9 protein-coding genes are annotated in these 10,841 nt (G+C 62.2%); 6 read left to right on the forward strand and 3 right to left on the reverse strand.

What is annotated here, in order from left to right; translation table 11 throughout:
- Window positions 1-75 precede the first annotated feature (75 nt).
- The 6 genes from BN1133_RS17775 (at window position 76) to BN1133_RS17800 (ending at window position 6,095) form a co-directional block, all read left to right on the forward strand.
- A complete protein-coding gene (locus BN1133_RS17775) occupies window positions 76-1,338 on the forward strand; it encodes a GntP family permease (RefSeq protein ID WP_050667792.1) in 1,263 nt (420 codons plus the stop codon).
- 11 nt (window positions 1,339-1,349) lie between these two features.
- Window positions 1,350-2,486 (forward strand): glycerate kinase, encoded by a 1,137-nt coding sequence (locus BN1133_RS17780; RefSeq protein ID WP_050667793.1) that lies wholly within the window; start codon window positions 1,350-1,352, stop codon window positions 2,484-2,486.
- 100 nt (window positions 2,487-2,586) lie between these two features.
- Window positions 2,587-3,156 (forward strand): NnrU family protein, encoded by a 570-nt coding sequence (locus BN1133_RS17785; RefSeq protein WP_050667794.1) that lies wholly within the window; start codon window positions 2,587-2,589, stop codon window positions 3,154-3,156.
- 27 nt (window positions 3,157-3,183) lie between these two features.
- Window positions 3,184-3,711 carry a glutathione peroxidase gene (locus BN1133_RS17790; protein WP_050667795.1) on the forward strand — a complete coding sequence of 176 codons (528 nt, stop codon included), beginning with the start codon at window positions 3,184-3,186 and terminating at the stop codon, window positions 3,709-3,711.
- 60 nt (window positions 3,712-3,771) lie between these two features.
- Window positions 3,772-4,725: a LysR family transcriptional regulator gene (locus BN1133_RS17795; RefSeq protein WP_050667796.1), complete on the forward strand. Its 954-nt coding sequence runs from the start codon at window positions 3,772-3,774 to the stop codon at window positions 4,723-4,725.
- 170 nt (window positions 4,726-4,895) lie between these two features.
- A complete protein-coding gene (locus BN1133_RS17800) occupies window positions 4,896-6,095 on the forward strand; it encodes a NupC/NupG family nucleoside CNT transporter (protein ID WP_050667797.1) in 1,200 nt (399 codons plus the stop codon).
- A 189-nt stretch (window positions 6,096-6,284) separates the two neighbouring features.
- Here BN1133_RS17800 and BN1133_RS17805 read toward each other — a convergent pair whose 3' ends face one another.
- From BN1133_RS17805 to tmaR, 3 genes are all read right to left on the reverse strand, one after another.
- Window positions 6,285-6,773, reverse strand: a complete 489-nt coding sequence (locus tag BN1133_RS17805) for a methylated-DNA--[protein]-cysteine S-methyltransferase (protein ID WP_050667798.1) — start codon at window positions 6,771-6,773, stop codon at window positions 6,285-6,287.
- 41 nt (window positions 6,774-6,814) lie between these two features.
- Window positions 6,815-9,898: a transglycosylase domain-containing protein gene (locus BN1133_RS17810; protein ID WP_050667800.1), complete on the reverse strand. Its 3,084-nt coding sequence runs from the start codon at window positions 9,896-9,898 to the stop codon at window positions 6,815-6,817.
- Window positions 9,899-10,090: 192 nt separating this feature from the next.
- Complete coding sequence (tmaR, locus tag BN1133_RS17815; protein WP_050667799.1) at window positions 10,091-10,408, reverse strand: PTS system regulator TmaR; 318 nt, start codon at window positions 10,406-10,408, stop codon at window positions 10,091-10,093.
- Window positions 10,409-10,841: the final 433 nt, after the last annotated feature.

The raw sequence follows: 10,841 nt of genomic DNA on the forward strand, positions 1-10,841 counted from the left end.
TTTAGCGGGTTGAACAAAGACACCGGCATGGAAGCCGCCATAATGCGGCCACTATTCCAACAACCGGTACCCGACATGACACCCATCACAGCACTGGGGGCCCTCGCCGCCCTCGTCATTGCCATCGCCCTCATCCTCAAGAAGGTGCCGCCCGCCTATGGCATGATCGTCGGCGCCCTCGCCGGCGGTCTCATCGGCGGTGCGGACTTGACCCAGACCGTCGCCCTGATGATCGGCGGCGCCCAGGGGATCACCACCGCAGTGATGCGCATCCTGGCCGCCGGCGTACTGGCCGGCGTGCTGATCGAGTCGGGTGCCGCCACCACCATCGCCGAGACCATAGTACGCAAGCTCGGTGAGACCCGCGCCCTGCTCGCGCTGGCACTGGCCACCCTGATCCTGACCGCGGTCGGCGTCTTCGTCGACGTGGCGGTCATCACGGTCGCCCCCATCGCCCTGGCCATCGCCCGCCGTGCCGACCTCTCCAAGCCGGCCATCCTGCTGGCCATGATCGGCGGTGGCAAGGCGGGCAATGTCATGTCTCCCAACCCCAACGCCATCGCGGCGGCTGATACCTTCCACCTGCCCCTCACCTCTGTGATGGCCGCCGGCATCATTCCGGGCCTGTTTGGCCTCGCCATGGCCTACTGGCTGGCCAAGCGCCTCAACAACCGCGGCAGCAAGGTGGACGCCAAGGAGGTGGTCGTGGTGGACGAAAGCGCCCTGCCGCGCTTTGCCGCCGCCATCAGTGCACCCCTGGTCGCCATCCTGCTGCTGGCCCTGCGCCCGGTGGCCGGCATCGTCATCGATCCCCTTATCGCCCTGCCGCTCGGCGGCCTGGTGGGTGCCCTGATGATGGGCAAGTTCGGCAACCTGAACCAGTACGCCGTCTCCGGTCTGTCACGTATGGCGCCGGTCGCCATCATGCTGCTCGGTACCGGCACCCTGGCGGGCATCATCGCCAACTCCGGCCTCAAGGATGTGATGATCGCCGGCCTGACCGCCTCGGGCCTCCCCTCCTACCTGCTGGCGCCGGTCTCGGGAGCCCTGATGTCACTGGCTACCGCCTCCACCACCGCCGGCACCGTGGTCGCCTCCAGCGTCTTCAGCCACACCCTGCTGGAACTGGGGGTCAGCGCCCTGGCCGGGGCCGCCATGATCCACGCCGGCGCCACCGTGTTTGATCACATGCCCCACGGATCTTTCTTCCACGCCACCGGTGGCAGCGTCCACATGGGGGTCGGGGAGCGGCTCAAGCTGATCCCCTACGAGACCGCCGTCGGTCTCACCATCGCATTCGTCTCTACCCTGATGTTCGGCGTGTTCGGTCTCGCCTGAGGAGAAACTTCATGAAAATCGTCATCGCCCCCGACTCCTTCAAGGAGAGCCTGAGCGCCATGGAAGTGGCCGACGCCATCGAGGCAGGCTTTCGCCAGGTGCTGCCGGACGCCACCTATCTCAAGTTGCCCATGGCCGACGGCGGTGAGGGGACTGTGCAGTCCCTGGTGGATGCCACCGGCGGGCGCATCGTGCCGGTCGAGGTCACCGCTCCCCTCGGCAACCGGGTCGAGGGCTTCCTCGGCCTGCTCGGCGACGGCAAGCGCGCCGTCATCGAGATGGCCGCCGCCTCGGGCCTGCACCTGGTGCCCCCCGAGCGGCGCAACCCCCTGCTCACCACCAGCGTCGGTACCGGCGAGCTGATCCTGACCGCCCTCGACCTGGGAGTCGAGCACCTGATCCTCGGTATCGGTGGCAGCGCCACCAATGACGGCGGTGCCGGCATGATGCAGGCCCTCGGCGCCCGTCTGCTGGACAAGGAGGGGCAGGCCCTGCCTCCCGGGGGCGGCGCTCTAGATCAACTGGAGAGGATCGATCTGAGCACTCTGGATCCCCGTCTGGGCAAGCTGCACATCGAAGTGGCCTGCGACGTGGACAATCCCCTGTGCGGCCCCAAGGGTGCCTCCGCCGTCTTTGGCCCCCAGAAGGGGGCGACCCCCGCCATGGTGGCCCGGCTCGACGCCAACCTGGCCCACTACGCCGCCTGTATCGAGCAGGCACTTGGCAAGCAGGTCAAGGAGAGTGCAGGGGCCGGCGCCGCCGGTGGCATGGGAGCCGCCCTGCTCGGCCTGCTCGGGGCCGAGCTCAAGCCCGGTGTCGGTATCGTCATCGAGGCGCTGGGGCTGGCCGAGGCCGTGGCCGATGCGGACCTGGTGATCACCGGTGAGGGGCGCATCGACAGCCAGACCATTCACGGCAAGACCCCCATCGGCGTCGCCCGCTGCGCCAAGCAGTTTGGCAAACCGGTGATCGGTATCTCAGGTTGCCTCACCGATGACTGTGGCGTGGTACATGAGCACGGGCTGGATGCCGTGTTTGCCGTGGTCAACCGGGCCATGGCCCTGCCGGAGGCCCTCGCCACCGCCCGTTGCAACATAACGCTGACGGCCCGCAATGTGGCGGCCTTGTGGCGCCTCGGCAGTCGCTAACGCCAACGCCGGCCAACAGGCCGGCTTTTTTACGCCTGCCGCTGCCTTTGAACTGAGGCTTGGGGCATCATGGGGTGAGCACATTGCCAAGGAGGTCCTCATGCTGCCGCTCACCCTGGGGCTGCTGCTGTTTGCCCTGCTCCACCTCTATCCCGCCCTCAGCCCGGGGCATCGCGCCCATCTGCTGACTCGTCTCGGCGAGCAACGCTACAAGGGGCTCTTCTCCCTCGGTGTCCTGGTTGCCTTCGGCCTGATCTTCGCCGGTTGGCGCACCATCCAGCCTGACCCCCTCTATGCACCCCCGGCCTGGGGGCTGCCCGTGGCCATGGGCATGCTACCGCTCGGGGTCTGGCTCGTCTGCTGCTCTCTCGGCCCCAACCATGTGCGCAAATGGCTGCGCCACCCGCAACTGCTCGGCTTTCTACTCTGGGCGCTGGCCCACCTGCTGGTGAACCAGGAAGGACGCTCCCTGCTGCTCTTTGGCTCCCTCACTCTCTGGGCCCTTCTCAACCTGTTGCTCATCATTCGTCGCGACGGCTGGCGAAGCACGGTTTCACAGGCTGACTGGCGCGCCGATCTCGCCAGCCTGGTGGCGACCATCGCCCTGCTGGCACTTCTGCTACTGGGTGGTCACCAGTGGCTAACCGGCATCCCTTTGCTTGCGCGCTAGGCGCCCCACTGCCACAAGGAGCGTGTGATGAAAATCCTGCTGAGTGCGACCTTGCTGGCCGCGACCACGGCTCAGGCCTGTCCCGATTACCTGAATCTGGAGCTGCGTGAACTCGCCACCACCACCCGCCATCATCTTTGCCAGCTGACCGAGGGCAAGGTGGTACTGGTGGTCAACACCGCCTCTTACTGCGGCTATACCAGGCAGTTTGCCAGCCTCGAGCGCCTGCACCGGCAGTATGCCCAGAGAGGGCTGGTGGTACTGGGCTTCCCCTCCAACGATTTTCGCCAGGAGGATGGCAGCGAGGAGAAAGCGGCCGGTGTCTGCCGCCGTGACTACGGGGTCACCTTCCCCATGTTTAACTTCAGCCATGTGCGCGGCGCCGAGGCCAATGCCCTGTTCAAGGCGCTGGCCGCCTACTCCAGAGCCCCCGACTGGAACTTCAACAAGTACCTGCTGGGGCGCGACGGCAAGCTGATCGCCCGTTACGGGGCCGGTCAGACGCCGGATCGCAACCCGCTGCTGCGCCAGATCGAGCAGGCCCTCAGCCAGTAACCCTGCCAAGAGACGGCCCGGTTTGCCATAATGGGCTTTTGTCCACAATGGGAAACTGTGATGCTGCAACGGCTGCCCCAGATGCTGATCCTCGACACCCTGGTCCGCGAGCAGGGTTTCTCCGCCGCCGCACGCCGCCTTGGCGTCTCCAAGTCCTACATCAGCAAACAGCTGGCCCAGCTTGAGGCGAGTCTGGGAGCCCAGTTGGTACAACGCACCACCCGCCGGATCGCCCTGACCGAGCTTGGCGAGGCCTACGCACGTCACTGCCGCGCCCTGGTGATCCAGGCTCAGGAGGCCGATTCCATGGTGGCCGAACGTCAGGGAAGGGTGAGCGGCGTGCTGCATCTGGGACTCGGCCAGTCGTTTGGACGGCTCCACGTCGTACCACACCTGCAGGAGTTTCAGCGCCGCTACCCGGAACTCGAGCTCGAAGTCTCCCTGTTCGATCGGCGCAGCAACCTGGTGGATGAGGGGCTGGATCTCTGGGTTACCACGGTTGAGGACAAACCGGAGGGATTGGTCGGCCAACGGCTGGCCGATCTCGGTTTCGTGGCTGTGGCGTCGCCGGACTACTTGCTGCAACACGGCACTCCCCTCACCCCCCAGGATCTCCAGCACCATAACTGCATCACCTACCAGAGTCGTGAACGCCGCTACGATCAGTGGCAGTTTCGCCGTGGCCGGGAGCGACTGGCGGTGCAGGTGAGTGGCAACTATCGGGTGGATCTGGCCGAGGCGGTCCGTGATGCCGCCCTGGCCGGCCTCGGCATCGCCTATGTGGCCAACTATTTGCTGGAGGACGAGCTGCGCCAGGGACGCCTCATTTCGCTCTTTCCCGAATGGGAACCCAGCCAGAAGATGGCGGTACACGCCGTTTATGCCCGGCGTGAACACCTGCCTCCCAAGGTGCGCCACTTCATCGCCTTTCTCAAAGAGATCTTTGGCCAGCCCCCCCACTGGGAAGAGCGGCTGAAACCCTGGCTGGGTCGATTGTCCGTGAACAGGGAATAATTGTTCTCATGGAGAAACAAACGAAACGAGTATAAATAGAATCAGCAACTTAGAGAGGTGGAAAACGATTTTCGCCATACGATAACAGGGAAGCAACAAGCCCGGGTTGCACGGTGACGGCGGCAGGCGCAGAATCCGCGCCCATCCCGTTTCTGCCACCCGGAGTCACCATGATTGCCCTGCTCGGCATGCTGGCCATTCTGGCCCTTGCCACCCTCTGTTCCACCGACCGTCGCGCCATTCCCCTGCGCACCGTCTCCCTCGCCCTGCTGCTGCAACTGCTGTTCGCCGCCCTGGTGCTGTGGCTACCGGCCGGTCAGAGCGCACTCAATGGCGTGAGCCAGAGCGTCAGCGCCGTTATCGACTACGGTCAGGAGGGAATCGCCTTCCTGTTTGGGGATCTGGCCAAGTTCAAGCTCGGCTTCATCTTCGCCTTCAACGTGCTGCCGATCATCATCTTCTTCTCGGCCCTGATCGCCATCCTCTACCACATCGGTCTGATGCCGCGAGTCATCGCCCTGCTCGGTGGCGCCCTGCAGAAGTTGCTCGGTACCGGCCGAGCCGAGAGTCTCTCGGCCACCGCCAACATTTTCGTCGGCATGGTCGAGGCTCCTCTGGTGGTCAAGCCCTACCTGTCGCGCATGTCCGACTCCCAGTTCTTCGCCGTGATGAGCTGCGGTCTCGCTTCGGTCGCAGGCGGCACCCTGGTTGGCTACGCCAGCATAGGGGTAGAGCTTAAGTTTCTGATCGCCGCCGCCTTCATGTCGGCCCCGGCCGGGTTGGCCATGGCCAAGATCCTGGTCCCGCCCGCCGCGAATGAAGCCGAGTACCACGACGATGTGGAGATACCGCGTGCCACCAACGTCATCGAGGCTGCGGCTGATGGCGCCATGTCCGGTCTTAACATCGCCGTGGCCGTTGGGGCCACCCTGCTCGCCTTCGTCGGTGTGATCGCTCTGTTTAACGGCCTGCTCGGCTGGGCCGGTGGCCTGGTGGGGTTGGATCTGAGCTTCCAGATCATTCTGGGCTGGTTGTTCGCCCCCGTCTCCTGGCTGATCGGCATCCCCTGGCAAGAGGCCCAGGCGGCCGGCGCCCTCATCGGCACCAAGATAGTGGTCAACGAGTTCGTCGCCTTCATCGCCCTGGTACAGGATCAGACCCTGAGCGAAGGCAGCAAGGCCATCGTCACCTTCGCCCTGTGCGGGTTTGCCAACATCTCCTCCATGGCGATCCTCATCGGCGGCCTCGGCTCCATGGTGCCGGAACGCAAAGCCTTCATTGCCCGCTTCGGCATGCGCGCCATCCTGGCCGGCGTGCTGGCCAACCTGATGAGTGCCTGCCTGGCCGGCCTCTTCTTGACCCTCTCATGACAACTGCACCTTGTCATTTTCAGCCCGCCATCCGGCGGGCTTTTTTTGAGGCAAAAAAAGCGCCTCAAAGAGGCGCAGGGGAAAATCACAGATTGGAAGCGTCACATGGGTGCCACTCATCACCACCATGGGCTCGGAGTGTAGAGACACCTTACCCCTGCCTCTCTGAAGCAGATATGAGTCGTCACTTCATCCACCGTTCATCTTTGCAACACTTTGCTCGTGGGCCAGCAACCAGGCCTTGATTGGCAATCCTCCTGCGTAACCGGTAAGACTCCCGCCACTTCCGATCACCCGATGACAGGGCACCACTATGCCAAGAGGGTTGCGTCCGTTGGCCGCCCCTACGGCTCGCACCGCTCCGGGATTACCGATGGCGTTGGCAATATCGCGATAGCTTACCGTGTGGCCAAAGGGAATCTCCCGCAGGGCGGCCCACACAGCCATCTGAAACGCAGTGCCGCGAGCCGCCAGAGGCAGATCGAAATGGGTCAGCCGGCCCGCGAAGTAGTCGTCGAACTGGGTCAGATAGGGGCGCAGTGCCGCCTCATCGTGGCGCCACTCCGGCAGTACGGGCTGGGGCCGTTCGCCGTCACAAAACTCTACGTGACGCAGACCATCCCGATCGATGGCGACCAACAAGGGGCCGAGACTCGTCTGGCAAAAGGCGTAATACACGGGATCACCTCAAAAGAGCGGGGGCCTCACGGCCCCCGGGGTCATGACCGGGGTTGTGGTGCCTTGCACTGGGTGTGGGCTCCGGGCTCCAGATATGGGGTCAGGATCGGCGCCATCCCCTTGAGCACCTGAACCGGCAGAGCCGAAGTGAAGCGGAACTTGTCCGACTGGCTGCCCGGTACGAAGGCGGTGAGGGTACCAAAGTGGTCGGGGCCCAAATAGAAGACGAAGGTTGCAGTCCGGTTACGAGCCAGGGAGCTGATCACCCCACCACCGCGGCCAACCGTCTCGATTCGGTTGTCGCCGGTCCCTGTCTTCCCCCCCATGACGAGAGGAGTCCCGTCGGCCAGCTTGAAGGCGCCGGCAATGCGCCGCGCCGTTCCCGCCTCAACGACCTGGGAGAGGGCCCCGCGCAGGGCGGTAGCGACTTCACTCGGCAAGACTCGAACCCCTGCCGCCTGCTTGGGCATAAACTCGGTTTCAAACGGTGTACCTTTGGCGAACTCGAGACGATCGATGCGCAAGGTCGGCAGGCGTACCCCATCGTTCATGATGATCCCCATCAACTCGGCCAGGGCTGCGGGTCGGTCACCGGAACTCCCGAGCGCAGTGGCGAGCGACGGAACCAGATGATCGAAGGGGTAACCCAGGCGCTGCCAACGCTGATGGATATCCAGGAAGGCCTCCACCTCCAGCATGGTACGAATACGACTGTCACGAGCACTGCGATGGCGGGTCTTGAACAACCAGCCATAGACCTCCTGGCGCTCATCCCGGCTCGCCTGAACCGCATCGGAGAAGGTAGCCTTGTCGAAATCGCGCAGATAGCTGAGCAGCCAAAGCTCCAGAGGGTGGACCCGGGCGATATAGCCTTGATCCGGTAAGGAATACTTGCCGGGACCATAAGCCTCATAGAGCTGTGCGATTCGTCTCTCCGTCACCGCGCTGCGCATCGCCTTGGGCAGGCGTGCGTCGAGGAAGGTCCGGAACTCATCGAGTGAAGCGCGAGGGAAGAGATAGCGGTGCACGGCCGCGAGCCGAGAGGCGCCGGGTTTGAGACCGTCGAGGAAGGTATCGAGCCGCTCCTCGGCACTCTTGCCCTGATACTTGCGCCAGAAACGCAGCAGATAAGTCTGTCCCTCTTTATCGGCGAAGCGCACCAGATACTCGGTACGGCGCGGGTCCCTGTCGTCCTTGAGCAGCAGAGCCCGGTTTCCCTCCTTGTAGAGGGTATAGCGTTCGATATCTCTAAGCAGCCTCACAAACGGCAGGTTGATCGACTCCCGCAAGGCGTCGCGCATGCTGGGCATGCGGGCATTATCCTCCCTGCGGAAGTTGTTGAAGGTATGCATGCCGCCACCGGTGAAGAACCCCTCATAGGGACTGGCGGAATAGGTGCGATCGAGGGCAGCCTCCAGCATGACCGGAAGATTGCGCTCCTTGTTAGCGATGAGCCAACCGATGGCCCAGCGGCTGAGGTTATCCTGTGCCTCTATCTTTCGCAGGGAGTCTACCGGCATGTCTCCATATCGCTCATGAAGCTCGGCGACTATCTCCAGATAGGTGGTCAATACCCGCAACTTGGCGGTGGAGCCCAGCTCCAGTTTACTCATCTCATTGATGTCAAAAGGCTGGTCTGTGTTGTCTGTCTGCACCCTCACCTGAAAGCCCCCGGGCGTCCTCTCAAACAGGGTGAAGCTATAGCTCACATCTCCCGTCTTCTCGGGCGAGAGCAGGCGCTCTCCGAAGAGTCCGACCTCGGCGGCAAAGGTGGGATCGGCCAGCTTGTGCAGATAGGCGGTCACCTGATCCTGAAGCTGAAAGTTGAGGCTGGTATCGGCGTTGAGATCCATTCGGTCAAGATCGTAGAGCTGAACCCCCAACTGCCGGCTCAGGCGGGAGCGAGCCACCTGCAACCCCTTGTTACTCTCGACCTTGAGCGAGGCGGGATCCTTGGCAAAGTTTCGAAACGCGAGGGGAGCCTTGAGAGCCGCCTCCATCAAGGGGGGATCAATCATGCCCTCCTGGACGAAGAGGCGCAGATAGCTATCTGTCAGCGCAGCCAGGTCCTCCCGCCCCTGGGCCAGATAGTAGGAGGGTCGCCGGTGAGCGATCATCAGGGAGACCACCTGACGCAGGGCCAATCCCTGAGCAGCCAGGTCGGTGCCCTGGTTGCGCATGGGATCGAGTAGCAGGTTGACTCTTGCCGGATCAGCGCCAAACCAGACCCACAGACCATCTCCCAGGCCATGGACCTCTCCGTATCCAGGTGCCGCCGACAGGGGAACCGAGTTGAGGTAGGCCCAGGCAACCAACTTGCGGGCCTCCAGGGTCTCAGGCCCCAACCGATAGGCGCGCACACTGGCCGAGACCATCTGACGCAGCTTCTCTTTGGGTGAGAGGGTCAAACCGTCCGGGGAGTGGCGATACTTCTCTACCTGGGTTGCCAGGGTGCTGCCACCGGCCGACTGATCCTGCATATCCAGCGCCTTGCCTACCTGGGAGACAGCCGCTTTGGCGAAACGGGGCCAGTCCACGGCGGGGTTGGCCAGCGGCTCTTCAGTGCTCAGAAGCTCCCTGTTTTCGATAAAAAGCAGGGACTGCACAACGAGGCCGGGAATTGCATTGAAATTTGCATAGTAATGGCCGGGATAGCGGAAGCGGTAGACATCGTCTCCCCGGCAATCTTGCAATGTGAGCCCTGCCTGTACCTTCTCGGTATAGGGCACGAAGAAGCCATGAGAAGCATAGCGATAGAGCGCATCGGAGAAGCGCACCTGGTGTGCGACCTCAAAACCCCGCTGCAGCAAGCGCTCCTGTACCTCAGGCAGCGAGACATAGCCCAAACGCTTGTCAAAAGGCCCCTGGGTCGGGAAGGAAATCTGTTGGCTAGGTCCCGGCTCCACACGATAGGTCAGCCCGGTGGCGTAACGAGAGATCTCTCTGGACTGCAGGGTAGAGGTCTTCATCTCGAATAGCACCAGAGCAACCAGGGCCCCGACAATCAACAGAAAAACAATCCCAAACAGCCATTTGAACCAAGAACGACGAGGGTTTGGCGGCTTAACCACCGGAGAATCCTCTGATGCCACTATATTCGAATCCATCTGCCTTGGTGCGCCCATATGAGACCCCAGCATGGTTGCACAATTTATAGTCTTTTTATCCTACGGAGGACTCACCGATCGCAGAGTCATCCTCACAAATGATGGTAACAGGGGCTTGGGGAGAAAGGCAAAAAGGGAGTCAATGGTCACACCAGAAAGGCAGCAAAAAGCCGGCTCAAAGGCCGGCTTTCTCGGTAGGCAGGAAGTCCCTTACTTGTGGGCACCCATAGCCTTGAGCTTGGCACTCAGCTCACGGCGCTCCTTGGAGAGCTCGGCGTTCTTGATGATGTGGTCATCGACACGCTCTTCATAATCGAGACGCATATTGGCAATGATGGCCTGCACCTCTTCAATGCTCATACCGGGCTTGATGTAGTCACTCAGGTTATCCAGCAGGAGAACACGCTTCTGGTTATCGCGGATCTTCTTCTCATTGTCCTGAATCTCACGCTTGAGCTTGTTTTGGCGACGAGACATACGCACGTATTCCAGGACATCGCTGAAGGCAGACTTGTTTACTTGTTCCATATCAGTACCGCTGTTAAGTATCACAACCTGTTGTGTGGAGAGCACCTCCACAGACGATGCCATTACTCTACCTGCTTCAGTTTACGAAACAAGCGTGAGTCGAACTTTACCATCAAGAAACACGAATTCGTTGATCCCGCTCAGATGCCAGCGATACCACTGCAACCACCCAGTGACACCGTATCGAACAATGCACCAACGAAAAAAGGCCTTCCCGTTTGGGAAGGCCTTCGAAATGGGTGGCGGAGCGGCAGCCGCGCCAGCGGCTGAAGTGGAGGGCGCAGCCCGACCTCCTTCAGCAGTCCGGCTCAAGCACAAGGGACAACAGACAGGGACCGAGTTGCCAGTGGCAAGTCGCAGCCCTGTCTGTTGTCCCTTGTTTCCTTATTCCTGTCCGCATACGCCAGAAAGTAAAAAGGCCTTCCCGTTTGGG

Source organism: Aeromonas schubertii (assembly GCF_000820105.1).
Taxonomy (GTDB): Bacteria; Pseudomonadota; Gammaproteobacteria; order Enterobacterales; family Aeromonadaceae; genus Aeromonas; species Aeromonas schubertii.